Raw genomic sequence first — 26349 nt, forward strand, 5'->3', positions numbered from 1 at the left:
TCAAAGGGGGAAACCCTATCCCTCTCTTTGCCCCCTGTGATCTTTGGGGTTGATCTTTACCTTCTGTATCTGATAGTATTCCGGCGTCTTCAGCCCGACGCGGGCGAATCGCTTGAATGCGAACTCCTCCGCCTGGGCGACCGTTTCTTCCTCGTCCAGGGTCAGCAGTTTGTGGTTTTCCACCACCAGCCGCCCATCTACAATCACTGTTTCCACGTCGCTTGCGGCACTAGCAGCGTAGACCAGATTGTTCACGATGTTGTTGATGGGTCTCATGTGCGTTTTGCTAAGGTCCACCAGAATGATGTCCGCTTTCTTTTCCACCTCAAGCGACCCGATCTCGTGCTCCATCCCCAAGGCCCTCGCGCCGCCGATAGTGGCCATATCCAGAACCTGGTCGGCAGACACGACGGCGGGGTTCATCTTCGTGACCTTTTGTAGAAAAGCGGCGACCCGCATGGACTCAAACATGTCCATATTGTCATTGACAGCGCAACTGTCCGTGCCCAGCGAGACGATCACCCCCGCGGCCAGCATGTCGGCGATGGGCGCAACCCCATCCGCGACCTTCATGTTGCACTCCGGGTTGTGTGCCACCGCTGTCCCCGTCTCCTTGAGGATCCGAATGTCGTCGTCCGAGAGCCAGATGCAGTGCGCGCCGACGACGTCCGGGCCCAGCAGTCCAATGTCGTACAGGTACCTCACGGGGGTCTTGCCGAACAGGTTATGGATGTTATCCCACTCAAAGCGCGTTTCCGCAATGTGGACATGGATGCCGACACGGTTGCGGTTTGCCAGCGCGCGCACCTCCTTGAACAAGTCCGTGCTGCACGAGTTCGGGCAGGCCAGGCCGTACTGGAAGGCGACCCGTCCTCCCACTGACTCCTGGCATCGGGCGATCAATTGATCGGCCAGGTCCATCGCCACATCCATAGGCAGAATCATGCCGGGCCGCTTCCACTGATCCACGTCGGTCAGGGTGAGGGCGTGCACGGCACGTATGCCTGCCTCCTCGTACGCCCCAATGACCTTGGGGTGGGTGGCCCACTCCATATTCAGGATGCAAGTGATTCCTGATTTCAGCGCCTCCACGCAGCCGAGCTGCGTGGTGTGGTACTCCAGATCGTACTCGCCAGCCAGGTAATCCTGGACGGCGAGGACGATCCTGGGCGAGGACACGCGGTCAATCCAGTCGGCCAGCGTCAGGTCGTCCCGGCTGCCCTTGAGGAAGTTCTGCAAGAAGTGGTGATGCGTGTCAATGAGGCCGGGCAGCACCGCCTTATGGCGGGCATCAATGATCTTTCTGCCGGTGTACCGCGCCGCCAGTTCCTCCGACGGCCCCACAGCCGCGATGCGTCCGTCCGCGACCGCCACCGCACCATCGTACAGGATGCTCCGGGCGTCGTCCATGGCAATCACGACGCCGTTCCGTATGAGAATGTCAACCTCAGTTGGACATTCGGTTGTATCCCTCATGGGAGCGCCTCATTGATGATTTCTACCAGGTCTTTCACTTGAACATTCAGCTTGTCCCGGCCAATCATCCGCTGGAAATTGACGTAACAAGCCGGGCACGACGTGGCCAGAAGTTCTGCGCCGCACTCAGTCACCTGTCTCAGGCGCTGCGCGGCAACCCGGGCCGCGATCTCGTCAAAGGCCGAAAACACCCCACCACCAGCACCGCAGCAAAGGGCGTTTTCGCGGCTGGAATACATCTCCACCAGTTCTAGGCCAGGAACCGCCCGCAGCAAGTCTCGCGGTGGGTCGTACATCTTGAGATGCCGCCCCAGAACGCACGGGTCATGCCAGGTCACTCGCGCCTCCAGGTCTGTCATCTTTCCAGCCACCAGCGGCGGCAGAAACTGGCTGATGTGCACAACCTCCAAGCTATGCTCCACGCCCATCTCCCGCGGGTAAATCATCTTGAACACCCGGTAACACGATGGGCAGGTGGTCAGGAGGATATCTGGGTCGTGCTCCTTGATGTGCCCCATGGCCCAGGTCGCGGCTTCTCTGGCCGTCTCCACCTGCCCCGTCTCGTAAAGCGGGTAACCACAACATGCGTCGTCTTCCAGCACGGCGAAGTCTAGCCCCAATTTGCCGAGGAGTTCGCCTGTCGCCTGGACCACCTTGCGCGCCTTCCGGATCGTGGTGCAGCCTGGGAAGTAGAGAATGGAGGCTTTCTTGCGCGCTGGGGATGCCTCCCCACCCCAGCGTCCTCCTCTGGGCCCGTACAGGTTGTGGTGCGTCACGACATTCTCGGCAATCCGCCGGTGGATCAGAAGGCTATGTCCAGCTGTCGCCAGATCCACACGCCAGGCGTGGAAGATGTCCGCAAGCGGCACCCCTACCGGGCAGTGGGACTGGCAACTTGCACACAGCGTGCACTGAAAAGCATGCTCCAGCAGCGCGTCCGTGATTTCAATCTCGTTCTCCAGCGTGGCGCGGGCCAAGCGCACCCTCCCACGGGCATATTGGGTTTCCCAACCGGGCGTATAGGGGTAGGTCGGGCAGACGTTCTCAACGCCTTCCCACCCCCACACGCGGCAGAAGCCGCAACGGGAACAATCATAGATTTGATATCTGAGTTTCTCTAGCATGGTAAGGCTCCTCCAACGCCAGCCACATCTACAGCCCGACGACACCGGGATTCATAATGTGGTTTGGATCCAGCGCTTTCTTGATGGCCTGCAACGTCCGCCAGTACCCTGTATTGCTCAGATGTTTCTCCAGGTAGGGGGCCCACTGCTGCCCCTTGGAATAGGGAGACCCGCCCATGGCCAGGGCCTTGTCCATCATCTCGCCTAAAGCCTTCTGGATTTTGGCGTACTCTTCCTTGTCACCGGGATGATGGAACATCAGGCTCACGTGCTCGGAACCCGTCGGCCCCGGGAACATCTGCTGTGCGTACTTCTTGATGCCGTGCCCTTCCATGATCTCGCGCATGACGTAGGTGGCTTCTTCCAGTTTCGCAAACGGGAGAAAGTAGTTAACTGCACCAGCGATGCCATCCTTGAACTCCTCACCCGTGTTGAACCATCGGCGTTCCCAGAACTTCTGAGGACCTTCGGGGCCTGCGAACCGAATGTTGGGGTATTTTCGGACGATAGACCGTATTCTTTCCAGATGGTGATCCACTTCCTCGGCGTCGCCCTCAACGTTCACGTCAAACAAAATCATGTCTGGTTTGATGACGGGGACGGAGATGTAGCACACGAGGTTGCGGAGGGCGATCTCGCGGAAGATGTTGATGGCGTCGTGCAGGTTACTCCCGACGTAGCGTTCCAGGTAGATTTTCTCAGGCCAGGGATACATTCGCAGCGTGGCCTCGGTGATGACTCCAAAAGTGCCCTCTGAGCCGATGAAAAGGCCCGCCAGATCGGGGCCCAGGCAGTAGCGGAAGAAACTGTCCGAGTTCAGGTTGCCTGCGCTCCCCGTGTTCACGACATTGCCCATGGGCAGGACGACCTTCAACCCGATGACCTGATCTCCCTGCGTCACGTACTTGATGTTCCCCCAGCCGACGCCCGGGCGGGCGATGTGCGCGCCTAGCGTGCCTGCTATGGCCCCTGACGGGGCGATGCCGATCTTCCAGCCCTTCTTTTCAAGGGTGTCCATCAACTTCACAAACGTGATGCCGGCCTCCACGGTGACCGTGCCCGTGTCCTCGTCGATGTCTAGGATCTTGTCCATTCGCAGGGTCTCTAGGACAATGCCACTGTCCGACTGGCAGCCCCCCTCCTGCGCTGACCCGCCGCCCCTAGGTGACACGGGGATCTTCAACTCATTGGCCAGTTTGAGAATTTCTGCCACCTGTTCCGTCATGCCGAGATCATGGAAGGGCGCAGGCCACAAAGGGGGTTGGATGCCGAAATCCTGGGTGTATGTCAGCAGGACAAACTTCTCATCCGTGACGTACTCGAGCCCCACGATCTCGGCCAGCCGATTCAGAACGTACTTCTTATCCATGCCATGCCTCTCCTTGACCATTCGGGAATCCTTGCACGCTACGCTAAGAAAAGGATTGCGCTGATTTTCCGCACCAGCGCGTCTGGCATAGCGGATTGCCACACCCGCCGCCCGATGGCGACGCCGGCGGCCCCCGACTCGACCACTTCGCGCACCATCTGAAGCATGTCGTCCTCGCCCTCGCCATTGCTAGGTCCCCCGGCCACCAGAATCGGCGCCGGTACCGCTTTCACCACCTGCTTGAAGGACTCTACATGCCCGCAGTAGTTAGTCTTGACGATATCCGCGCCGACCTCAAATCCAATCCTGGCGGCATGGGCGATGGTCTCCGCATCGTAGGCCTTTTCCGCGGGCGGCATCATCTCCGCCAACACGGGCATTCCGAACCTGTCGCACTGCTCAATCAACTCGCCCAGGTAGCGCATCATGGCCGTCTCCCCGCCTCGCCCAAAGAATACAGACACTGCCACAGCGTCTGCATCCATGCGCAGTGCGGTCTCAACCGTTGCCAGTGGCGTCTCCTGGGTGCTTTCCAGCGCCAGCCCCGGCGCCAGGCTCACCCGCAAGACAATGCCCGTTGAGGGTTTCAGGACAGTCTCCACCGCGCGGGTAAACCCAGGCCCCATCAGCAGCGCGTTCGCGCCGCCGTCCAGCACTTTCTGGACGATAAACGCTGGGCAGTCAATCCCCTTTACAGGGCCGAGCCACGCCGCGTGGTCCAGCGCAATCAGCAGGCAGCGGCGGTCAGTCCCTACCAGCAACCGTTGCAAGCGTCTCTTCTTTCCGATCATCCTCTCTCCTCCTCATTCAACGCGCGCCTGTTTCCACGCAAAAGCCGAAAATGCCCGATAGCGCAGATACGCTCGATCATACACCTCCGCGAGCTCCCGGCGGCAGCGAACCACTTCAGGAGCCTCAAAGGTGCTCAGCAGGCTCTCTTGAAAACTAGCACGGCCCAGGTGCACCTGACAAAGCGCATATAGAACTCGCGTCACTGTTTCCCGCCCGGCGTAGACCAACACTTCACGCTGGCATACGTCCGCGATAATCTGGGCCCATCCGGGCGTGGCTGTGCCGCCTGCCGCCAGGGCCAGTTCGTCAACCGGAGCGCCTATCTCCTCGTAAATATCCAGCAGATGCCGCAGGCTATGGGCCACGCCCTCCATGACAGCGCGTACCAGGTGGCGCCAGTCGTGGGCCAGCTGCACGCCGTAGAAGCCACCCCGTAGCGCATCGCTCCAGTAGGGGCTTCGCTCCCCGGCCAAGTACGGAATGAAGCATACTCCCCCAGCGCCAGGCTCGACCTGCAACGCTGCGCTTACGCACTCTGCAAAGGACTTGCCCTCCTCACGCCCGCCCCACAACTTCTCATAGGCCCACACCAGACACGCCCCGGTCGTTGATGAAACGCCGCCCAGCAGCGGATACGGCCCAAAGGGGTACACATACAATCTGTTGGCCGGGTCAGCCACCCGCTGGCCTTCCCTGAGGGGCGCAAAGATCATGGACGAACTGCCCAGCGAACAGACAGCCCGGCCGGGTTTCGGTGGCGCGCCCCCAAACAGCGCCGCCACGTCCCCCATCCCGATAACCACCTTCAGGCACGGATTCAAGCCCAGCGAGGGGGCCACATCCGGAGAGATGGAACCACCGTCCCCATCGGCTGGGCAGATGGGCGGCAGGACTTCTGCGCTCAGGTTCGCCAGCGCCAGCCGCTCCATCGCCCAGCACCGTTTGTCCCAGTCCAGCAAGCCTGTGCCCCCCGCCTCTGTGAGGTCTGTGCAAATCACGCCGGTCAGCCGAAAGCGCAAGTAGTCCTTGGGCCAGAGGATTCTGCGAACTTTCGCGATGACATTGGGACTGTGCCGACTGAGCCATACCAATTTCGGCAGGGTGTACGTACTGTTCAGCTGATAGGGCGGCAAGCCCAGTTGCCGCTGCAACTCCTCTGCCTCGCGGCCCGCTCGCCTGTCCAGCCACAGAATTGTGGGCTCGATCACCTGCCCATCGCCATCTAGCAGCACGGCAGTGTGCATTTGCCCGCTGAACGAGACAGCCTCCACCGACTCCAGAGCGAACCCGCTGCTCCGCAGGTCGGCCAGGGACACCTGCAGAGCATTCCACCATCCCTCGGGGTGGCCCTCTGCCCAGCTAGGCCGCGCGGAGCGATAGGAGTAGTTGTGCGTGCTGCTGTCTAGCACCCGTCCGTCACGCCCGTACAGCACGGCCTTCAGAGACGACGTCCCTACGTCGATGGTCAGAATGCTTGCTAAGGGATCCGACATAACCGTGTTCCTCTAACCCCCAATCTCAGTTATCGTCTGTCATTCTGAGCGGAGCAAAGAATCTCTTAGCCGGCTGAGCGAGATTCTTCGTCGCTCTGCTCCTCAGGATGAGGTTGTCGAACTAATCTAGCAGGATGCCTGCCCTGATCACTTCGTCCTTAACCTCGTCGTAGATTCGCCGCCACTCATCCGTAGGCTGCAGCGTCTTCACGTCGTAGCACTCCGGGAAACTCTTGCCCTTCGGGGACCTCCCTAAATCGGACTCGTAAAGGGGCAGAAGTTTGAGGGCGATGTCATTGGCCCGGGCGCGGCTCATGCCAGCCGTCTTCTTGAACACTTCGCCCGCGAACTTGGTTTCAAGCGGGGTAATGTAGTTGGTATACTTGCCCCCTGCGCTCCTCGGGCCGGTGCAGGACGACGCCCCCGACACGGTCAGGTTCAGCATGCCCACCGCTGACTCGTACAGCAACATTTTGGTCGCCGGCCCCGCCGTCTGATTCAGAACCGAGTTGGTGCAAATATGGGTGTTGCGGCTTAACGCCTGGAACACCAGGCTCAGCGCCCACTGTGCCCTGCGCCCGCAGTTGCCCATGTACTTCATGTCGTAGGGGAAGGATGCTCCGTTGGAAGCCTGGTAGGCCGTGTACAGCAGGAGCGTGCAGGCGATGCAGGAAAGGGTGGCCCCCTCTGGCCCGCCAGCATACCCTCCGATCATGGACCAGGAGCCGCCATAGGTGATGCCGCCGCAGTTGTAGGTCTGGCACAGTTTGTGCAGCACTTCGTACGAGGTTTTCATTTCCACGGGGGTGAGCAGCAGAACGATGTCTCTTTCGGGCTTGTACCCGCCGGGGATACCATAGCTGCCCAGAACGCCGTAATGCGTGGGGGCCGTGCCCACGGCGTACAACCCCATGCCTTCGCGCCCGGCGCGCCGCAGGGCCTCGTAGGTCAAGTCCGCTTGCAGTTTGCCAGCGAGCAGCTCGTAGGGCGACCCAGCGCGCAGTTGGCTGCCCCAGATGGTTTGGAGAGATGGCCCTTCCAGGCAGTCTACCTCCGGGAGGCGTGCGATGCCCTCCGCGATGGGGACGAACAACTCCTCGGTCACGGCGATGCTCAAGGGAGCGATCCACACCGGAGGGAAGGGGTCCTCAAAAGTTCTATGCCGGAACACAGCCATTTCTTCCCCTTCCCCCAGCCTGAACTCGGACGGAGCGGCATCCAGCGCCTGCTGGATCTCCGCGCGGCTAAACTTGATCACCCGCTGCGTGTCCAGGCACAGTAAGCCCACCTCTACAGCCGTATCCATGGCTGCCTGGAAGAAGCGGTCCGCCAGGTTATCGTCCTGGTTGATGGGGTTGTCAGGTTCGCACGTCTTCTGCAAGTCATATCTCTTGAGGTTCGCCGCGATGGTCTGAGGAATAACCTCGGTATCCCACTGGAACGGCTCACAAAGGGGACCTGAGTGGGCCCTGTCCAAAACCTGCATCAATCTCTCGCGATCCAGCGTCATGCTCATTCTCCTTCCGTGGTCACACAATGACGGTCTTGACCACGGGGGGCTTCTCCCTCGAGGTCATCAGAATCTCGCACAGCCTTGCTGCTGAGGCGGCGTTCTCGGCCCACCCGTCTGCGCCGATCCCTTTGGCGAATTCGGCTGTGACCGGGCCACCGCCTACGATGACATAGAACTTGTCCCGCAGTCCCATTTCCTTCAGCACCTCAATCACTTCCTGCTGGTAAGGAAGTGAGGTTGTCATCAGGCTGGACAGAGCGATAATAGTCGCACCCCCGTCCCTGGCCGCGCTTACGAACGTCAGGGGAGGTACGTTGACGCCGAGGTCGGTGATCTCAAAGCCCCGCACTGCTATCATGTTAGCAACCAAGTTCTTGCCGATGTCGTGAATGTCCCCCGAAACCGTGCCAATAACGATGCGGCCTCTCGATTGACGGCCCTGGCCAGCCTCGATGTGCGGGCGCAGGACGGCCATGCAACGCTCCATCTTCCTACCCGCGATCATCAGTTCTGGGAGATAGATGTCACCCGCTTCAAACCGGTCGCCGACGGCGCGGATAGCCTCGGTGGCCACGTCAATGGCAGCGTTTAGGTCGACTCCCGCGTCCACGATCACCCGGGCGGCGTCCTCCACCTCTTCCACTCTGCTTTCTCCCAGGATCACCGCTCTGAGTCGCGCCAACAATTCCTCTTTCGCCATGTTCTATATCCTCCGAATGAAGGTTCCATTTCCCTCTGCGTGCTCTGCGGCCTCTGCGCTGAAACCCTGTCCGCAAATGACAGCACAACGTCACACCGCATGATGCGCGCGATAGTATGCCAGGTACTCCCTGGCATAGAGGTCTTTCCCCATCAGAAAATCAATCGCCCGGATTTCCTCGGCCAGGAGCGGCGTAAACGGATTCACCATCGCCACATCCAACCCCCACGAAACGGCGGCAACCAAGTACGCCAGGTCGATCAACCCAGGCTCCGGCATCAGAAACCCCGCATTGCTGATGCCCAGCAGAGTGGATATGCCCAACTCGCGGTGAAAGGCGTCCAGCGTTTGCAGCGTCGTACGCATGGAATCAGGCATGGCTGACGATGGCAGGCAGACAGCATCAAGAATCACGTCCTCGCGGGGGATGCCATGGTCCTCCGCAGCCTCCACGATTCGCCGTGCGACGTACAGCCGCTCCTCAACCGTCTTCGGCACTCCCTTCTCGTACACCAGGGACCCGCTCACGGCAGCGCCGTGTTCGACAACGATAGGCAGCATGGCTTCCAGGACGTGGATTTCACCGTTGATAGAATTGCACAGCGCCTTATGCGGATAGGCGGCCAGGCCTCTGTCCACCACTTCCGGGTCGCGGGAGTCCACCGCAATGGCGCAGCCGGTGGCCTCGTATAGGGACTTGGTGACTTTGGGCACCAAATCCAACTCGTTCAGGCTGGGCTCCATCAACTGGATATTAACGACTTGAATCCCGATCGCCTGTCCAGCCCTGACCAATTCAATGAGGCTGTCAAAGCGCCCTTCGTGTAGCTCTGCCAGCACCTCTGGCTTTCCGTAGTAGTACCCCATCTGGTCGTTGACCAGCAGCGTGGGACGCCCTGGCCCGAAGGGGATGACTCCGTAGGCGCACATCAGCGTCCCGGGCGTGTACTTCTCATAGGCTGGCGCTCTTCGTAAACCGGAGGCACACACTGAACCCACCTCACCAAGAAGGGCAGAATCTATCAGATTGTGACTGCCTGTCCAGTCTTCTCATCAAACAAGCGCATCGCTTCCTCCTCGAAACTCAGCCCCACCTCCTCGCCAATCCGAGGGCGCACCTGCGGCGGCGTGATCGCCTTCACCAGGCTTCCTCCAACCTCCAGAGTCAGCAGTGTCTCCTTTCCCATCGGCTCGGATATGTAGACCTTCGCAGGCACTGCCCCCTCCTCAGCGACTTTTCCCACCTTGAGGTCTTCAGGGCGAACTCCCAGGATAAGCCTGTCTATACCTAGCACGTGCAGCGCGTCCGCGAACCGCGCCGAGACCTGGCGCCGGAATGATGGTGCTCCCAGTTCTCCCTTTTCGTCATCGTATCTGCACTTGATAAAGTTCATTGAGGGGCTTCCGATGAAACTCGCCACAAACATGTTTTGGGGCCGCGAATACACTTCCTCTGGCTCACCTTCCTGCTGGATCAGCCCATCCTTCATCACCACCAACTTGTCCGCCATGGTCATCGCCTCTGCCTGGTCGTGGGTCACGTAGATGGTGGTGACGCCCAGGTCTTTCTGCAGACGCTTCAGCTCGCCCCTCATTTCCACGCGCAGCTTGGCGTCTAGGTTGGACAAAGGCTCGTCCATCAGGAACACCTCGGGCTTCCGTACGATAGCCCGGCCCAGCGCCACACGCTGCATCTGCCCGCCGGACAACTGTCGCGGCTTCCGGCGCAACAGGGCAGAAAGGCCCAGCAGCGCCGCCGTCTGCTCCACACGTTGTTTGATCTCGCTTTTGGTAACCTTCCTGGCCTGCAACGGAAAGGCGATGTTTTCAAAAACAGTCATGTGGGGGTAAAGAGCGTAACTCTGGAACACCATGGCGATGTTCCGGTCCCACGGAGACACGTCGTTTATCCTTTCGCCTCCGATGAACACCGATCCTTGAGTAGCCTCCTCCAGGCCGGCAATGATCCGCAAAAGCGTCGTCTTGCCGCACCCTGACGGGCCTACCAGCACCGTCAATCGCCCGTCTTCAAGGGTCAGCGTTATATCGCCCACGGCGGTAACGTTCCCAAACCTCTTGGTCAAGCCTTCTAGGCGAACTTCAGCCATTTGGCCACCTCACATCCTATCAGTACTTGACAGCACCCGCTGTCAAGCCTCTGATCACCCATCTCTGGAACACGAAGGTGATGAACGCTACAAGGACCACGGATAAAATGATGGCCGCCGATATCCAGGTCCACTCGTAGCGGAACTGCACAGAGAAATTCAGCATGGCCGCAGGAACAGTTTGCACTGATGGAATGCCCATTGTGACCGCAGAGGCGAGCATAAACTCACCCCAGGAGCCGAGGAAGGCAAAAACCCCGGCCGAGAACAGTCCTGGCGCCGCCAGGGGCAAGATCACTCGCCAGTAAATCTTGAGGGGCTTGTAGCCATCCATCTTCGCAGCGTCCTCCAGTTCAAAGGGCAGTTCAGCGAAATAGCAGGCGAGCAGCCACGTAGCTATGGGCACGTTGTAGAAGATGTTCGGGATGATCATCGCCAGGAGCGTGCGCAAGAGCCCCAGCGACTGCATGAGCATAAAGGTCGGGGCAATGGTTACCGCGATGGGAATCATCGCCCCTAACTGCAAAAAGAGCAGAGACTGTATCTTGTACTTGAACCGAAGGCGGGCGATGGCATAGGCTGATAGCGAAGAGATCAAAAGGCTAAAGACCGCAACGGAAAACGAGACGATGAGACTATTGCGCAGGGGGGTCAGAAAATTAAGACTCTTGACCACCTTGGCCTGTTCAGCAGGGAGCACCATGCCGCTCAGGCTTGAACTTTCCAGTTCGGCAACGTCAATGACACCCAATACGGCCCGGTAAGCCTGCAATGTGGGTTTAGAAGGCCATAGCTCAAGGGGGAGCATGTACTCTGCCCCCCTCGGCTTAAGGGAGGTGCTGAGACTGTAGTACAGTGGCGTCAGGCAAAAGACGGCGATAAGGACCGTGACCACCACATACATCATACAATTGGATTGCTTTCTGTAACGATAACTTATTCCTCTCTTCATTCCTTGAACCTCAGATTCTGGCGAATCCTAGACAGGTAAAAGAGGGCGAGCCCGATAATGATGGCGAAAACAACGATAGCGTAGGCAGATCCCAGCCCGAACTTCCCGTAAGTGAAGTAGTATTTATAGGCGAAGGAACTGAGCGTTTCTGTTGCAGTTCCAGGCCCCCCACCCGTCAAGCCGTAGACGAGGTCAAAGGTGCGCAGGGCATCTATTCCCCGGAACAGAAGCGCTACCAGTATCGTGGGGAGGAGCAAGGGTAGTGTCACCCTCCAGAACCGAAACCATGCCCGGGCCCCATCCACTTTTGCGGCATCATAGACGTCTTGGGGAATTGCCGCCAGTCCCCCAAGTAGGAAGATGGCCATAATGGAGGCGTTCTTCCATACGTCCGCGAAGATAAGGCTGTGCATCGCCAACAACGGATCTGTTAAGAACAGAGGGGGCTTGCTGACGATGCCCATTCTGGTTAAGACGTAGCCAAACAACCCCACGTCCGGGTGAAACAACCATCTCCATATCATTGCATTGATGATCGGAGGTATGACCCAAGGCATCACGATGATCGCCCGCAAGATGCCTCCGAGCCCACGCGGAACCCAGAAGGTAGCCATGGCCATCGCCAGTCCCACACAGAGTTCAAGGCCCGTGGCCATGATTGTGAAATACAGGGTAAAGTACATGGACTGCCAGAAATAAGTACTGTGGAATACGACCCAGTAGTTGCGCAGCCACACAAAAGGCTGCTGCCTCCAATCCGCTGTGTATTGCAAATTATAGAGACTGTAAATCCCTGTCTGGACGATCTGATAGTAGTAAAAGACGATCACGCCGATGAAGGCTGGGAGGAGGAAAAGGAAGGCAATTTCTGGCTCGCGCAGTCTTATCCTCATCTTTTTCGCACCAGTTCTGCAGAGATCATTTTATGGCCGTATCCACCGCAAACGGAGTGCCGGGCTTTGAGGTTCCTGCGGACTCGCCCCGGATGCCCCAAAGCCCAGCACCTTTAATTGTTCGCGTCACTTGCTTGTGACAAGGTCAATCCTGGAGCAGGCGTCGTTAAGAGCAGCCTTTGGCGCCTTTAGGCCGGTGAGCGCCCCATGGATTTCTTCCATGAGGATATCAGCAATCTCCGGATAGTGAGGGTTGGAGAGCGGAGCCAGTGCCGTCTTCGCCACCGCCTCTATGAGCGGCATGTGCGGGTTGTTCTTGATCACATCCGCATCCTTGTACACATCCATGTGGGCTTGTACCGGCCCTTGGGAGAGGTTAAAGTCCTTCTGAACAGGGAAGTCAAACATGATCTCCAGGACTTTCAGGGCCGCGTCCTTGCTGTCGGAGAATTTGCTGATGCTGAATGCCCAGCCCTCGTATGTGCCTGAGTGCCTTCCACCAGGTTGAGCCGGATTGGGTATGAAGTCCCACTTCCCCCCAATCTTGGACTTCTTCGGGTCGTCGAGCCAGAACAACATATCCTGCCGCCCTGTGTGGAAGATGGCCTGTCCACTGACAAAGCGCACCATGGAATCCTCTTCTTTCCACGATGCGACTTCCGCGGGTGAGATGCCGTCCTTGATGAGGTTGACCATGTACTCCAATGCGGCCAGGGCCTGCGGAGAGTTCATGGCGCATTTGCCCTTGTCATCTAAGTACTTCCCGCCAAAGCCGTAGAGGTATTCAAACCAGCGGTTGACCAGCGCCACGTCCTTCTTACCAGACCATGTCCAGCCGGTCATACCTGGTTCCTTCGGCAAGATGGCCTTACAGATCTTGACGACATCATCATACGTCTCAGGTGGCTTGAATCCATACTTCTCCAGCAAGTCTTTGCGGTAGTACAACCCGCCGATGCCTCCCCACCACGGGCCAAGGCCCAGCAGTTTCCCCTTGTAGGTGTGCGCCTCCAGGTAGGCCGGAATCAACTTGCTCAGAATCTTGGAGTCCACATCCGGCGGAACCCCGTCGTTCAGCGGCTCAAGCCATCCCGCCTCGCCGAACTCCGCAGTCCAGTACCCGCCGACGCCGAGGATGTCCACGGTCGGATCTTTGGCCATAAACCAGGTGACGTACATGTCATGCCAGGTTCTCGCCTCGGTGGACGTGACGAGCAGTTCCACGTTGATGTCGGGGTATTTTGCTGCCACGGCTTTCTTGATGGCGTCTATGGGAGGGGCTGCGGGCCCAAAGGTCATGTTGAAGTAGTTGTTGTAGGCGATGGTGACAGTCCTCTTCGGGACTAACACAGTTACGGGGACCGGGACGGTCTCCTTGACCACTACCGTTTCCTTCTTCTCGATCACCTGCGGTGTAGGTGTGGCAGCAGGGGGAGCAGGAGCGCAAGCGGCCAGCGTGGAAAGCGCCACCAACAGGGTAAGGACTACCAACCATTTTTCTTTTCGGAACATCATCTTCCTCCTTACGAGACACGCTACAAACTGAGACACACTACAAACAGCCAACCATCAACCGATACTCGCTGGTTACAAATTGTCCTGTCTGGTCTCTGCACCACCTCCTTTCAGATTGCGCCACACACCACAGCACCATGCTCATCACGAAGGTGGACGGGTGTTGGTGCGCTCCAACTGGGTCGTCCCTCTGAGACAGCCTGGCTAGCGTGGCTAAGGTGCTGGGTTGCCTGATCATCTGCGCCACCATACGCTGCGGAGAACCAATAATTCGCCAGCCAGGTTAGGAGGATATAACGTCTTCTCATCAGGATGTATTATACACCAAGCCACGATTTTTGTCAATACACTCTCCTCTTGTAAGTTATTTGCTTCTTGCACGAGAGCCTATTGCTTTCTTCCCCCTCTTGCAACTGCGAACTCTTGAACGCATCCATGAGTCATATCGCACCCTTGGTTTTTGTGTGGTGGAGTGCTATAATTTGCGGCAAGCAAATGCTTCGGAGGGATATCAATGACAATCTATGTCTATTTTGAGGGTCGCTTCGTTCCCTTGAGCGAGGCCAAGGTGGGAATCATGACCCATGCCCTTCACTACGGAACAGGTTGCTTTGAGGGGATACGCGCCTACTGGAATGCCGATGAGGAACAGCTCTACCTCTTCCGTATGCGGGAACACTATGAGCGCATGGTTAGGTCGACTAAGGTCCTGAAAATTAAGCTGCCTCTGAGTGTAGAGGAGCTATGTGATATCACTGTGGAACTTGTTCGTCGGAATGGCTACCGGGAGGATGTCTATATTCGCCCCCTGGCTTACAAGAGTACACAGGAGGTAGGCGTCCGTTTGCACGGACTGGACGATGGCTTTGCCATCTATACTACCCCCTTTGGACCCTATCTCGAGCCTGAGGGCATCCGCTGCCGGACCTCCTCTTGGCGACGCGTCAGCGATGCAGCTATCCCGGCGCGGGCAAAGATCACCGGGCTCTACGTCAACTCCGCTTTGGCCAAGAGCGAGGCGGTGGAGGAGGGCTACGACGAGGCCATAATGTTGACCGAGAATGGGCACGTTTCTGAGGGGAGTGCTGAGAATCTTTTTATCGTCTCCAATGGGCGCTTGATCACGCCACCCCTCTCTGACGATATCCTTGAAGGTATTACCCGTGATACGATCATCGAGCTCAGTCGTGAGGAGTACGGTATCGTTACCATTGAGCGCTCCATCGATCGCAGTGAGCTCTACACGGCCAATGAATGCTTCCTTTGTGGAACCGGTGCCGAAATCTCCCCCGTGAGAGAGATCGATCGACGACCGATCGGCAGCGGTCGGGTGGGTTCGCTCACTAGAAAGTTGCAATCGCTTTACTCCGATATCGTCCATGGTCGCCATCCGAAGTATCGTCACTGGTGTAGCCCCGTTTACCAGAAGGTGACGGCCTAGTGGCGTCCCAGGGGCATAGATGGAAGCGAAGGAAGATTTAAGGGCGCCCGTCCTAGAGGGTGCCATCTGGCGCCCTTCCTTGCTTAAAGGAGGGCTGCTTCTCTTCGGGTCGATACTGCTCATCCTGGCCAGTGGTGCTTTCCTGGCCCTCCTTTTGTTGACCAATCCTGTCAGCCTGCTCTCTTTTTTTCTCGGACTAGGAATCATCAGCTTCTTTGCTCTCCTCATCCTGCACGCTTATTGGTTGTATGGCCTCGTGAGCCTGAGGTACACCTTAGGGGAGGATGCCCTGACCATCAGTTGGATGAAACAGCGTGAGGTGATCCCACTTGCCAGCGTCGTAGCAGTGGTCCCTGGAGATTCGCTGCGGTTACTGGCACGCCCCATTCACTGGCCTGGTTACCACGTGGCCCATCTCCCCTTAGATCTGGAGGACAAGCAGCGCGGACTTCTCCCCGAGAACCTTAAGGCTACGGCTTTTTATGCTACTTCTCTTAATCTAAGGGCGATGGTCTTAGTAGCGACCACTAGCCGTTATTATGTCCTCACCCCCCAGGATAGGAATGGCTTTCTGAACAAGATTAGAGCGGCCCTGGTCAGAACCGGTCGAAAGGCGTCTTCTGCCGCAGTCCATCCGCTGACCATTCGGCCGTCCTTTTATGGGCTGCCCTTTTGGACCGATCAGGTGGTCTTAATCATCCTGGGCATAGCGGTCTTGCTGAATGCCTTTCTCTTCGCCTATGTCACCTTCAAGTATCCAACACTCCCCCCACTTCTGCCCCTGCATTACAACTCCCTTGGCGAGGTGGACATCATTGGGAGACGGGTGGAGGTCTTTCGGATGCCAGCCATAGGGGCAGCTGTTCTCCTGGCCGATGCTCTCTTAGGGCTGCTCCTCCATGCCAAGGAGAGATTAGCAGCCTATTTATTGCTTAGCACGGCTGTCCTTGTCCAATTGCTCTTCGCCGTAGCCATCGTAACCATCGTCTATTAAACGGTTATCGGTTAAGGATCGGCGACCAGCCTCTGGCCGGCCAGGAAGGCCTCGTGCAGAGCGGTTGGATGGTGGGTTATATCCCCCTTTTCGTCTATGCCGTTGAACAGGAGCTCGTCAGCATAGACGACATCGATGCTTTTGAACCAGGCCTTGACCGTGCGAATGGCTGGCTCGAAGATATCTGGCCGTTTGAAGCCGGCCGTGCTGATGAATAGCCCCTTGCGCTCATTGGAGTGAGTAGCTACCTTGAGCTTCAGGCGATACTTGAGAACCCACAAAGCCTGGCAACGGTCGATCATCGCCTTAGTTTGAGCAGTCACGCCCAGGAAGAAGATGGGTGAGGCCAGGATTAAACGATCCAGTTCCCGTAGCTGCTGGTGGAGCTTCAGCATATCGTCCTTGACGACGCATTGACCGGAGGACAAGCAGCCATCGCAGTGTTGACAAGGGCGAATTTTCAATCTATTAAGAAAGATCTTCTCGACGGCTGCTCCCTGTTCGGCAGCCCCCGCTAGGGCTTGCTCCAAAAGGAGAGCGGTGTTGCCCCCTACTCTAGGGCTTCCTGCCAGTCCAAGTACTTTCATCCTTCTCTCAAATGGAGATGGGATCGCGGGGCAAAGGCTTTCTTGACCGATAAAGCATTCTGCCTGTAGCTTCTCTCAGGGAAACGACTCTTGGCAGTCAATTGTGGCATAAGACGACTCAAAAGGCAATCATCCGTTTTCACCCATCTTGACGGTAGCCTGGACTGCGGGTTATGATGTGCCCGCCTCAGGCATATGGCAGGTGTTATAGAGGTGCACAATGTGGCCGATTCTAGATTGAGGTAGAGGTATGATATAGTGACGACACGACTGATTGTTGTGACCAGGGAAAAGGTGGCGGTGGAAGATATCACGGCCAGGGTTCAGGAGGTAGTCAAAAGTAGTGGTGTGCAGGATGGGGTCTGTTACGTCTTCGTGCCCCATACTACGGCCGGCATAACCATCAATGATAATTCCGATCCAAACGTTGCCTACGATCTGCTCTCTCAATTGGATGAGGTGGTCCCTTTGCGCGGTATTTATCATCATCCTGAAGGAAACGCCGCTGCACACATCAAGGCCAGTCTGCTTGGTTTCTCGGAGACCCTGTTCATATCTGCTGGTCGTCTTCTTCTGGGCACCTGGCAGGCGCTCTTCCTTTGTGAATTCGATGGCCCCAGGCAACGATCAGTCTACGTGAAGATTGTGCCCGCCTGATTCAGAGGGTTGACGAAGAATTGCTTAACAGTCTCAGAACTTACCCTTTTGAGGGGTTGTAAAGGATAGTTCATTGCTGATGGGATGGGGAGGTGAAAAGAAATGGCAAACTACGACTTAATCATCGTTGGGGGAGGCCCGGCTGGGTTAACGGCTGGGATTTACGCCTGTCGAAGTAGACTTAACACCCTTCTTATCGAGAAGGGGTTGCCTGGGGGTCAAACAGCAACTATCGAGCGTATCGAGAACTACCCGGGCTTTGAGGAGATCAGTGGACTGGAGCTTTCCAATCGCCTGGAATCCCAGGCCAAGCGTTTTGGCTTGGAGATAACCCTTGAGGAGGTGACGAGTTTAGCTGTGCAGGAGGAGCGCCGTCTCGTCTTTGCGGTGGGAGAGCGGTACGAAGCCAAGGCGGTCATCATTGCTAGCGGGGCTCAGCCAACCAAACTCGGTGTGCCAGGGGAGGAGGAGTACCGTGGGAGAGGTGTTTCCTATTGTGCCACGTGTGATGGGGCCTTTTTTGAGGGGGCGAGGGTGGCTGTTGTTGGTGGTGGCGACTCGGCTATCCAGGAGGCTGATTATCTGACGCGGTTCGCCAGCAAGCTAATCGTAATCCACCGTCGTGACGCTCTAAGGGCCACGAAGGTCCTTCAGGAGCGCGCCCTGGCTAATCCTAAAATAGAGTTTCGCTGGAACAGCGTGGTCGAGGAGATTCAAGGTAATGACATGGTGACCAAGTTGATCCTGCGGAATGTAAAGGATGGGACGCGAGGGGAGTTGCCTGTAGATGGTGTCTTCGTCTATGTAGGCATTCGTCCCAATACGGAGTTCCTGCGCGGCACCGTTGACCTGGACCCACAGGGTTACATTGTGACTAATGCGCGAATGGAGACTAATGTGCCTGGCGTCTACGCCGCGGGTGATGTGCGCCAAAAGCACCTACGCCAGATCGTCACTGCCGCGGCCGATGGGGCCATCGCTGCTATGGCCGCCGATCACTATCTCGCCACTCAAAGAAAATAGCGTTAGAGGCCGCTGCCTCGGGAGGTCAAGGGTCCTAGGACTCTGCCCTAACGATTTTCCCCTCTTCTCTTGCGGGACGAGGTGTGTCCGCCCTTGGCGGACGGGAGAGAGGGAGAGGGAGAGGGTGTTCCTTGATATAACAGCCACAGCCTGTTACTATTTAGTAGGATAGCATCATAGATGTACCCTAAAGTTAGTTTTGATCTTACAGCAGAGGTGGGGTTACTAGGATGTGGTGGTTAAAGGCGTGCCCTAAATGTGGGGGCGATTTAATGGAAGAGCACGACCATTATGGCAAATATATAAAATGTTTTCAGGGCGGAAGAACTGCGCAAAGAGCACAAAAGTGCCTGTAACACAGGGCTGAGTCGTGAGTGTGATGGCGATATCTGAAGAGGTTCTAAGCTGGCAAGATAGAGCTCGGCGTGTTGCCTGGGGCATCCGCAAGCGTGTACTAGAGCACACTATCGCCAGCAACGGCGGCTATCTCAGCCAGGCCTGTTCTTCAGCTGAAATCCTGGCTACTCTTTATATCAAAGTTATGAAGCTGGGGCCAAGTCAGGCGCCTATGCTCCCCCCGCCGTTTCCTGGCGTTCCTGGCAAGGATAATCCTCATTACTTCACTGGAGCGGGCTATAATGGACCAAAGGCTCCTGACTTGGATCGTTTCTTCCTTTCCCCTGCGCACTACGCTCTTGCCCTTTATGCCACGCTCATCGAAGTTGGCCGTATGGCTCCTGAAGGCCTGGCCATGTTCAACAAAGATGGTAGCTCGGTGGAGATGATCGGGGCAGAACATTCGCCGGGCATGGAGGTCACCTGCGGCTCTCTCGGCCAGACACTCAGCCAGGCCGCTGGCATCGCCCTAGCGCGCAAGCTGCATGGCGAGACCGGGCGCGTGTGGGTGTTCATGTCCGATGGTGAGTTCCAGTCGGGCCAGACGTGGGAAGCAATGCAGGTCCTCCCCTTCTACAATCTGGACAATGTGGGCGTCTATGTGGACGTGAATGGCCAACAGTGCGACGGCAAGATGGAAGATGTGATGAGGATTGAACCCCTTCGGAGTCGAGCAGAGGCTTTTGGGGCGCGTGTCTTTCAGGTGGATGGGCACGATGTAAATGCATTGGCTGCCCCTGCTGAAATGCCTACGGACGGCAGGCCGCTTGTTATCCTTGCCTATACCAATCCCTGCCAGGGCATCGGCCTGCTAGAGGCACGCCGTCCAAGACTACACTACGTGCGCTTCAAGGACGAAGAAGAACGCGCAAAGTACGCGGCCGTCCTGGCAAAAATGTAGCTGCGGGAAACTCTCAAGACTAGGATCGGTGCTCTATGGAAGTCATGTCACGTGTACACGCTCGCAACCTGGTCGAGTGGGCTAGGGATAAGCCGGAAGTGGTTGTGCTCTCCGCTGACCTGACTGGCTCGACGGAGATCGATCTCTTCCGCGATGCCTACCCCGACCGCTTCTTTTCGATGGGCATGGCTGAGCAGAATATGATGAGCTTCGCTGGCGGGTTGGCCCGCGAGGGATTCTACCCCTTTGTGCACACCTTCGCCGTGTTTATTTACCGACGGGCGTATGACCAAATTGCTGCCTCCATCGCCTACCCCAATCTGCCGGTGCGCATTTTTGGTTTCCTGCCCGGTGTTACTACACCAGGTGGCGCTACTCATCAGGCAATCGAAGATATTGCCGTGATGTGTGCCCTGCCCAACATGACGATTCTAGAGGTTGGTGATGCCACCGATGTAGAAACGATGCTGGATGTGGCGCAGTCGATCAATGGCCCGCTGTATGTGCGCATGCTGCGTGGTGAAATTCCGCGCCTCTTCTCCAAAACTGAGCCATTACGTCTGGGCCAGGCACGTATACTGAGCACCGGCGCCGACATCGTCCTGTTCTCCTCGGGCATCTGTACCGAAGAAGCTATGCGGGCCACTCAGGCGTTGGCCGCCCGAGGCGTTTCGGTTCAGCATATGCATATCTCCACACTCAAACCCTTCAAGGACCCGGCTGTGCTTGAGGCTGCCGCCCAAGCGCGCTATGGTATGATAACGATGGAGAATCACACCATCCTTGGCGGACTGGGCACCTGTGTAGCCGAAATGATGGCCGAAGCTGGCATAGGCAAAAGGCTGGTTAGGGTTGGCATCAGAGATACTTTCCTCCACGGGGCCAGCAGACCGTACTTGATGAAGAAGTACGGCTTGGATGCCATGGCCCTCATCCGCGCAGTCGAAAAACTGCTCGACACGACCTTTGGCATCACAGAAGCGGACCTGGCGGCCATCCGTCTCGAATCTGTGCACAGCGCAGCGAAGGCAGAAGCGCTCTGATGCTATCCGCCATGGCTTTGGCGCTATCTGGGGAGCGCTTCAGAGTAGTCTATCGTCTAACTGGCGACGAAAGCGACGCCCGCGCCAAAGCGGAGGATATCTGTCTAGAGCAGACCGTCGAATTCCCAAGTGACCTTGTCCCGGCAGGCCCCATTCGGGACCACATCGTTGGGCGCATCGAGTCTTTCGAGGCGCTTGGCCCAGGTCATTTTGAGGCGGTAGTCAGCTTTGCTATTGAGACAGTTGGGCTCGAGCTAACCCAGCTCATCAGCGTTATCTTTGGCAACATCAGCCTCAAGCCAGGCATTCGCGTTGAGCGCCTGGAACTGCCCGAACGTTTACTGCAGGTGTTCAAAGGTCCGCGTTTTGGGCGGGAGGGATTGCGAGCTGGGCTGGGCGTGCCTGAACGACCCTTGCTGTGCACTGCGCTCAAACCTATGGGGCTTTCAGCCAAAGAACTGGCCCAGTTAGCCTACCAGTTTGCCCTGGGTGGAATTGACATCATCAAGGACGATCACGGGTTGGCAGATCAACCGTTCGCCCCTTATCGGGAACGCCTACAACGCTGTGTTGAAGCAGTGGAGCGGGCCAATCGGGAGACTGGGCAAAAGTGTATCTATGTGCCAAACATTACCGCGCCTGATGATGAGATTGTAGAAAAGGCTTTGTTTGCCAGGCAGACAGGTGCAGGCGGTCTACTCATCGCGCCTGGCTTGACTGGCTTGGATACCATGCGCCGTTTGGCTGACGACGACCGCATCGCTCTGCCCATCGTGAGTCATCCGGCTTTCCAGGGCAGCTTCGTCACCAGCCCTGATAGTGGTATCTCTCACTACACGCTCTTCGGCCAGATGGCTAGGTTAGCTGGCGCCGACGCCAGTATCTTTCCCAACTATGGCGGTCGGTTCGCATTTAACCGTGAGGAATGCCGAAGCATCGCTGCGGGCACGGCTGTGTCCATGGGACATATCAAGCCTATTTTCCCTACGCCCGGTGGCGGCATGAGCCTATCGCGTGTGCCCGAGATGCTGGGAATCTACGGGCGTGAGGTCATCTTCCTGATCGGTGGGGGACTGCACAAGCATGGCCCCGATCTGGTGGAAAACTGCCGCTATTTCCGTCAGTTGGTCGAAGAGATGTAATCTGCCTTTGGTAGCGCTAAAGACGATATTTCATAAGGAGGGTGTTGATGACACTGCAAGACAAACGAGTCGCCATTTTAGTGGAGGACGAATTCGAGGATAGCGAACTCCTTGAACCCCTGAAGGCGATGCGCGAGAGAGGAGCTCAGGTAACTGTGGTTGGTAGCGGCGCTAAGGACACTTATAAGGGGAAAAGAGGCGCTACTATCAGGGCTGATACCACAGCCGATAAGGTGGAAGCACAGATGTTTGATGCCATCATCGTACCCGGCGGACATGCCCCAGACAAGATGCGCCTCTCCCAGCCGATGATCGACCTGGTGAAGCAAGCCTATGTCCAAGGCAAGGTGATCGCCGCTATCTGTCATGGGCCGCAGCTCTTAATCTCAGCCGATATACTGCGTGGACACACGCTCACCAGCTGGCTCTCCGTGGCCGTGGATATAAAGAATGCTGGAGCCAACTGGGTTGATCAGCCCGTGGTCAAGGATGGCAACCTGATCACCTCGCGCAAACCGGCCGACCTGCCTCAGTTTAACCAGGCCATCATCGAGACCTTAGCCACAGGATAATATTCCGGCGCGGAGATCAAGAAGGGCGCCGCCCTACTGGGATCGTATAGGGATGGAAGCCAATAACCAGATCCCGTTCTCCCACAGGGATGATCGGGTGGTCCAGGGGGAATCCCTCCATGGAGTCCGCCGAAGGCGGATGCCCTAGCCCCTTCTTTTCCCCCTCTCCCGTCCTTCCACGGAAGGACGGGAGAGGGGGTCAGGGGCTATCATTGACATAATAGCTAAAGTCTGTTAATATTGAAATAGAATCATGGCTGTACCCTGATTAGTTTGGGTTCTATAATGGAGGTGGGGTTACTGATGTGGTTAAAGGCGTGCCCCAAGTGTGGGGGCGATTTGATGGAAGAACACGACCATTATGGCAAATATATAAAATGTTTTCAGTGTGGACGGATGCTTACTGAGGCCGAGGAATCTCGCTTGCGCGCCTCGGCCGCTTTTCCTATCCCTACGCCTATTCCAGCAGATATCTCGATGGAGGCTCCAACACGACGGAAGAGGGGACCGAAAAAGCGTCGCCCGGGGGCAATGGGGAAGGAACAAGGGCAGCGTAAAGTAGCTTAACCCTCCATTTCTGTGCCTGTGGTGCGGTCGAGTGCAGATCTTGCCGTGGGGGAAGCGACCCCTATTCCGGCTAAACTTTGAGCTGTTGCTTATTTGGAAGCCGTCTTGATCTTTATCGTCTTGGGCTTGGCTTCCTCGGCCTTGGGTAGATGCAGCCTCAACACGCCATGTTCGAAGGTGGCCTCCGCCTTGTCAGACTGGATGGAGGTGGGTATCGTCAATTCGCGATAGAAGCGGCCATAACGCTGCTCACGGCGAATGTAATCCTCCCGCTTTATCTCCTGCTCGGCTTTGCGTTCGCCTTTGATGCACACTGTGTTGCCCGTGATGCTGATGTCGATATCCTCAGGCTTAACCCCCGGAACAGGCGCTTCAAGGATGATCTCGTTGGGCGTCTCGTACATATCTACAGTCAGCAGCTGCTCACCGGCGAATTCCCTCGGCCAGAAGGGCGGTCTGATGAAGCTCTCCTCGAAGAGGCGATCCATTGCCTCTCGCAGTGACACTAATTCTCGAAACGGTTCCCAGCGTGTTATAGACATTTGCTTTTTACCTCCTTTTCTCAACAAGATGAGGGTGATTTTATTATGGCCGCTTCCCCCGTCTCATTGGTGAAAGGTGCCCTCACCCCCGCTGGCTTTGCAGGAGGCAGCTAGGGGCTACGTGGTGATTACCCCTACTGGAGAACAGCCCAGTCCCCCTGTCTACCACGGGCAGGCCATCAGAAAGGCTTCGCCCCTCTGCGCTCCTGGTCAACCGTGGGAGGGAGTTGAACCTTCCCCCACAATCCATATTATAACAAAGCTCTCGGAGACCTTCAATCTAGCGTGTTCAGAGAGCGTCGAATATCTCCCTTCAAACCCCCCGCAGGGGATTCAAGGTAGCCCTGCAGGCTTTTTGTATTCTGGGGCACCCTCACCCCCTGACCCCCTCTCCCGCAAAGCGGGAGAGGGGGTAAAGAGAGCTAGGGCGGAGCCCTAGGACCCTCCCAGAAGGGATGTCCCCCCTTCTGGACTACCCCCTGCAGGAGGGTGGATCTAGGCTGTATTCCGCTTCACTCCAAGTGTCAGCTGCACCCCCTTGGCTCAACGGCCAGTTAACATAGCCATCAGCTTCCTGGCGTTAGATACAGCGTAGCCCTCGGCATCATTATTAAAATAGACGTAAACCTGAATGTTTTGTCTTACGTATTCCTTGATCCTCTGGGCCCAAATCTCGAGCTCCTCGTCGGAGTAGCCGATGGAATATGCCCCGCCATGCATCCGGATGTAGGTAAAATCGGCGGTGAGCTGCAAGTCCAGAGGCATGGTCGGATGATCAGGGAGACAAAGGGCACAATTGTGTTCACGTAGGGTGGCATAGACATTGAAACTTAGCCAGCTCGGGTGGCGGAATTCGAAGGCGTAACGCCGATTTGGTGGCAGTAGATTCAGGAAGGCTGAGAGACGCTCGATGTTCTTTCCCCAGTGGGGCGGGAACTGGAAGAGAATTACCCCCATCTTTGACCCGAGCCCGGCCGCGTTCTCCAGAAAACGTCCTAGCGGTTCCGCACAGTTAAGTAGCCGCTTGATGTGGGAGAGGTAACGACTGGCCTTGACAGCAAAGACGAAATCCTCGGGCGTTTGTTCCCGCCATGACTCGAAGTTAGCCCGGCTCGGGAGGTGATAGAAGGAATAGTTGATCTCCACGGTGGGGAAATGCGCTGTGTAAAATCTAAGTTGCTGGGCCTGCGGCAGCCCTTCAGGGTAAAAGATACCTTTCCAATGCTCGTAGACCCAACCAGAGGTGCCGATGAGAGGGTTGGTGTCCATCAGGCTCTTCCTTAACCATAGCCAAACCAGGCAATGACTTGGCTATGGCCATTATAAGCCTAGTGTAGGATGTACGTCAATGGATCGGGTGCCTGGGGCTGGCGCCAGGCTGATGGGTTAGAAGGCGCCTGAAGGATGGCCCTATCGTGTAGTATGCATGGGCATAATGATGTGGATATAGTCCTCACTGCTGACCGGTCGTATCACCCCCGGGCTGGAGGGGCTTGTTACCTCCAGGGCGACCTGACCACCCCCCAGGACCCCCAGGACATCGGACAGATACTTGGCGTTAAAGGCAATCTGTAGGCCTTCTCCCTCCACGATGGCGTCTATGCCTCCCACGGTATCGCCGATCTCCGCTGCCGTAGCGGTAACGATAATCTTGCCTGGTGTCAGCTCCTCACCCGGCACTAGTTGCAGCCGAACTATATTGGCCCCATCGCGGGCAAAGAGGGAAGCGATCTTGGCCGCACTGAGGAAATCAGACCGACCTAAGACGGCACGGGTTGTATACCGTTGAGGGATGACCTGTTGGTAGTTCGGGAAATTACCCTCAATCAGGCGGGAAACTAAATCGACGTTGCTCAGGTGGAAAAGCACCTGGGTCTTGTTCGGGGTGACTGTGATCTCGACCGGTTCCTCCTCGCCGCTCAGGATACGCGCTAGCTCCTGCAAGGCGCGGGCTGGTACGATGATAGACAGGGGTTGAGGTACCACTTGATCCAGGTTTACCTTGCGGACAGCCAAACGGAAGCCATCCGCCGCGGCTAGGGTTAAGGCCTCGCCCTCAAAGTTGGCCAGAACGCCGGCCAGGACGGGCCGGCTATCATCAGTGGCGGCAGCGAAAGCTACTTGGTTGATGGCCTCGTGGAGCAGTCCAGGCTCCACAGTTACGGTCGCCTTATCACCGATCTTCGGAATAGGAGGAAACTCCTCGGCATCTATGCCCTTCATGTTGGCTTCGTACCGAGCGCATCTCATGTTGAGGGACCGTGTCTGAGCGTTGAGAGTCATTTCGATCTTGTCGGGAGGCAGAGAGTTGACGAACTCGGTTAGAAGTCGAGCGGGGATGGTGATGGCTCCCTCCTCCTCTACCTTGGCTCCGATCCAACAGGTGATGCCTATCTCCAGGTTAGTGGCAGCCATCTTCAGACGTGACTCCTCGGTGGACAGCAGGATGTTGCTCGTAATGGGGAGTGTACTTCTGGTGGGTACAGCCCGGCCTACGACGGATAGCCCTTTAGCCAGGTTCTCTTGTAAGCAGGAAACTTTCACGGTCT

At 57.0% G+C, this 26349-nt stretch carries 26 protein-coding genes; 9 read left to right on the plus strand and 17 right to left on the minus strand.

Annotation, left to right across the window (positions count from 1 at the left end; all coding sequences use genetic code 11):
- Positions 1 to 15 precede the first annotated feature (15 nt).
- From M1136_09830 to M1136_09890, 13 genes are all read right to left on the minus strand, one after another.
- Positions 16 to 1476, minus strand: a complete 1461-nt coding sequence (locus tag M1136_09830) for an amidohydrolase (GenBank protein ID MCL5075928.1) — start codon at positions 1474 to 1476, stop codon at positions 16 to 18.
- Entirely contained in the window at positions 1473 to 2600 is a 1128-nt protein-coding gene (locus tag M1136_09835; GenBank protein ID MCL5075929.1) for a (Fe-S)-binding protein, read from the minus strand. The genes M1136_09830 and M1136_09835 overlap by 4 nt, the downstream gene beginning before the upstream one ends.
- Positions 2601 to 2628: 28 nt before the next feature.
- Positions 2629 to 3969 (minus strand): FAD-binding oxidoreductase, encoded by a 1341-nt coding sequence (locus M1136_09840; GenBank protein ID MCL5075930.1) that lies wholly within the window; start codon positions 3967 to 3969, stop codon positions 2629 to 2631.
- A 38-nt stretch (positions 3970 to 4007) separates the two neighbouring features.
- The gene (locus M1136_09845; GenBank protein MCL5075931.1) at positions 4008 to 4760 is read right to left on the minus strand and encodes a fructose-bisphosphate aldolase; all 753 of its coding nucleotides are present in this window, start codon (positions 4758 to 4760) and stop codon (positions 4008 to 4010) included.
- Between the two features lie 12 nt (positions 4761 to 4772).
- A complete protein-coding gene (locus tag M1136_09850; GenBank protein ID MCL5075932.1) occupies positions 4773 to 6254 on the minus strand; it encodes an FGGY family carbohydrate kinase in 1482 nt (493 codons plus the stop codon).
- Between the two features lie 121 nt (positions 6255 to 6375).
- Entirely contained in the window at positions 6376 to 7764 is a 1389-nt protein-coding gene (locus M1136_09855) for a monomethylamine:corrinoid methyltransferase (GenBank protein ID MCL5075933.1), read from the minus strand.
- Between the two features lie 19 nt (positions 7765 to 7783).
- Positions 7784 to 8467: a cobalamin-dependent protein gene (locus tag M1136_09860; GenBank protein MCL5075934.1), complete on the minus strand. Its 684-nt coding sequence runs from the start codon at positions 8465 to 8467 to the stop codon at positions 7784 to 7786.
- Between the two features lie 90 nt (positions 8468 to 8557).
- Complete coding sequence (locus M1136_09865) at positions 8558 to 9466, minus strand: dihydropteroate synthase (GenBank protein MCL5075935.1); 909 nt, start codon at positions 9464 to 9466, stop codon at positions 8558 to 8560.
- A 23-nt stretch (positions 9467 to 9489) separates the two neighbouring features.
- Positions 9490 to 10575, minus strand: a complete 1086-nt coding sequence (locus M1136_09870) for an ABC transporter ATP-binding protein (protein MCL5075936.1) — start codon at positions 10573 to 10575, stop codon at positions 9490 to 9492.
- Between the two features lie 19 nt (positions 10576 to 10594).
- Complete coding sequence (locus M1136_09875) at positions 10595 to 11527, minus strand: carbohydrate ABC transporter permease (protein ID MCL5075937.1); 933 nt, start codon at positions 11525 to 11527, stop codon at positions 10595 to 10597.
- Positions 11524 to 12420: a sugar ABC transporter permease gene (locus M1136_09880; GenBank protein ID MCL5075938.1), complete on the minus strand. Its 897-nt coding sequence runs from the start codon at positions 12418 to 12420 to the stop codon at positions 11524 to 11526. The genes M1136_09875 and M1136_09880 overlap by 4 nt, the downstream gene beginning before the upstream one ends.
- Positions 12421 to 12546: 126 nt before the next feature.
- Positions 12547 to 13935, minus strand: coding sequence for an ABC transporter substrate-binding protein (locus tag M1136_09885; GenBank protein MCL5075939.1), 1389 nt, complete (start codon positions 13933 to 13935; stop codon positions 12547 to 12549).
- A 110-nt stretch (positions 13936 to 14045) separates the two neighbouring features.
- Complete coding sequence (locus M1136_09890; protein MCL5075940.1) at positions 14046 to 14243, minus strand: hypothetical protein; 198 nt, start codon at positions 14241 to 14243, stop codon at positions 14046 to 14048.
- A 206-nt stretch (positions 14244 to 14449) separates the two neighbouring features.
- Between M1136_09890 and M1136_09895 the strand changes: the two genes are divergently transcribed.
- Both M1136_09895 and M1136_09900 read left to right on the plus strand, forming a co-directional pair.
- The gene (locus M1136_09895) at positions 14450 to 15376 is read left to right on the plus strand and encodes a branched-chain amino acid transaminase (GenBank protein ID MCL5075941.1); all 927 of its coding nucleotides are present in this window, start codon (positions 14450 to 14452) and stop codon (positions 15374 to 15376) included.
- Positions 15377 to 15395: 19 nt separating this feature from the next.
- A complete protein-coding gene (locus M1136_09900) occupies positions 15396 to 16370 on the plus strand; it encodes a PH domain-containing protein (protein MCL5075942.1) in 975 nt (324 codons plus the stop codon).
- 11 nt (positions 16371 to 16381) lie between these two features.
- Here the strand turns inward: M1136_09900 and M1136_09905 are convergent, their stop codons facing one another.
- Entirely contained in the window at positions 16382 to 16957 is a 576-nt protein-coding gene (locus M1136_09905; protein ID MCL5075943.1) for a flavodoxin family protein, read from the minus strand.
- A gap of 258 nt (positions 16958 to 17215) precedes the next feature.
- Between M1136_09905 and M1136_09910 the strand changes: the two genes are divergently transcribed.
- The 7 genes from M1136_09910 (at position 17216) to M1136_09940 (ending at position 23258) form a co-directional block, all read left to right on the plus strand.
- Entirely contained in the window at positions 17216 to 17614 is a 399-nt protein-coding gene (locus M1136_09910) for a secondary thiamine-phosphate synthase enzyme YjbQ (protein ID MCL5075944.1), read from the plus strand.
- A 102-nt stretch (positions 17615 to 17716) separates the two neighbouring features.
- Positions 17717 to 18637: a thioredoxin-disulfide reductase gene (gene trxB, locus M1136_09915; GenBank protein ID MCL5075945.1), complete on the plus strand. Its 921-nt coding sequence runs from the start codon at positions 17717 to 17719 to the stop codon at positions 18635 to 18637.
- A gap of 379 nt (positions 18638 to 19016) precedes the next feature.
- Positions 19017 to 19934, plus strand: coding sequence for a transketolase (locus tag M1136_09920; protein ID MCL5075946.1), 918 nt, complete (start codon positions 19017 to 19019; stop codon positions 19932 to 19934).
- Between the two features lie 35 nt (positions 19935 to 19969).
- A complete protein-coding gene (locus tag M1136_09925) occupies positions 19970 to 20977 on the plus strand; it encodes a transketolase (protein ID MCL5075947.1) in 1008 nt (335 codons plus the stop codon).
- Positions 20977 to 22119 (plus strand): RuBisCO large subunit C-terminal-like domain-containing protein, encoded by a 1143-nt coding sequence (locus tag M1136_09930; GenBank protein ID MCL5075948.1) that lies wholly within the window; start codon positions 20977 to 20979, stop codon positions 22117 to 22119. Before M1136_09925 ends, M1136_09930 begins: the two co-directional genes overlap by 1 nt.
- A 47-nt stretch (positions 22120 to 22166) precedes the next feature.
- On the plus strand, positions 22167 to 22691 hold the full coding sequence (locus M1136_09935) for a type 1 glutamine amidotransferase (GenBank protein MCL5075949.1): 525 nt from the start codon (positions 22167 to 22169) through the stop codon (positions 22689 to 22691).
- A 342-nt stretch (positions 22692 to 23033) separates the two neighbouring features.
- Positions 23034 to 23258 carry a hypothetical protein gene (locus M1136_09940; GenBank protein ID MCL5075950.1) on the plus strand — a complete coding sequence of 75 codons (225 nt, stop codon included), beginning with the start codon at positions 23034 to 23036 and terminating at the stop codon, positions 23256 to 23258.
- 89 nt (positions 23259 to 23347) lie between these two features.
- On the opposite strand, the gene M1136_09945 is transcribed toward M1136_09940, so the two are convergent.
- The 3 genes from M1136_09945 to dnaN all read right to left on the minus strand — a co-directional run bounded on the left by M1136_09945 (position 23348) and on the right by dnaN (position 26344).
- The gene (locus tag M1136_09945; GenBank protein ID MCL5075951.1) at positions 23348 to 23800 is read right to left on the minus strand and encodes an Hsp20/alpha crystallin family protein; all 453 of its coding nucleotides are present in this window, start codon (positions 23798 to 23800) and stop codon (positions 23348 to 23350) included.
- Between the two features lie 543 nt (positions 23801 to 24343).
- On the minus strand, positions 24344 to 25069 hold the full coding sequence (locus M1136_09950) for a DUF72 domain-containing protein (protein ID MCL5075952.1): 726 nt from the start codon (positions 25067 to 25069) through the stop codon (positions 24344 to 24346).
- 141 nt (positions 25070 to 25210) lie between these two features.
- Positions 25211 to 26344, minus strand: a complete 1134-nt coding sequence (dnaN, locus tag M1136_09955) for a DNA polymerase III subunit beta (protein ID MCL5075953.1) — start codon at positions 26342 to 26344, stop codon at positions 25211 to 25213.
- Positions 26345 to 26349 lie beyond the last annotated feature (5 nt).

The sequence above is a fragment of the Chloroflexota bacterium genome (assembly GCA_023475225.1).
Lineage (GTDB): Bacteria > Chloroflexota > UBA6077 > FW602-bin22 > JAMCVK01 > JAMCVK01.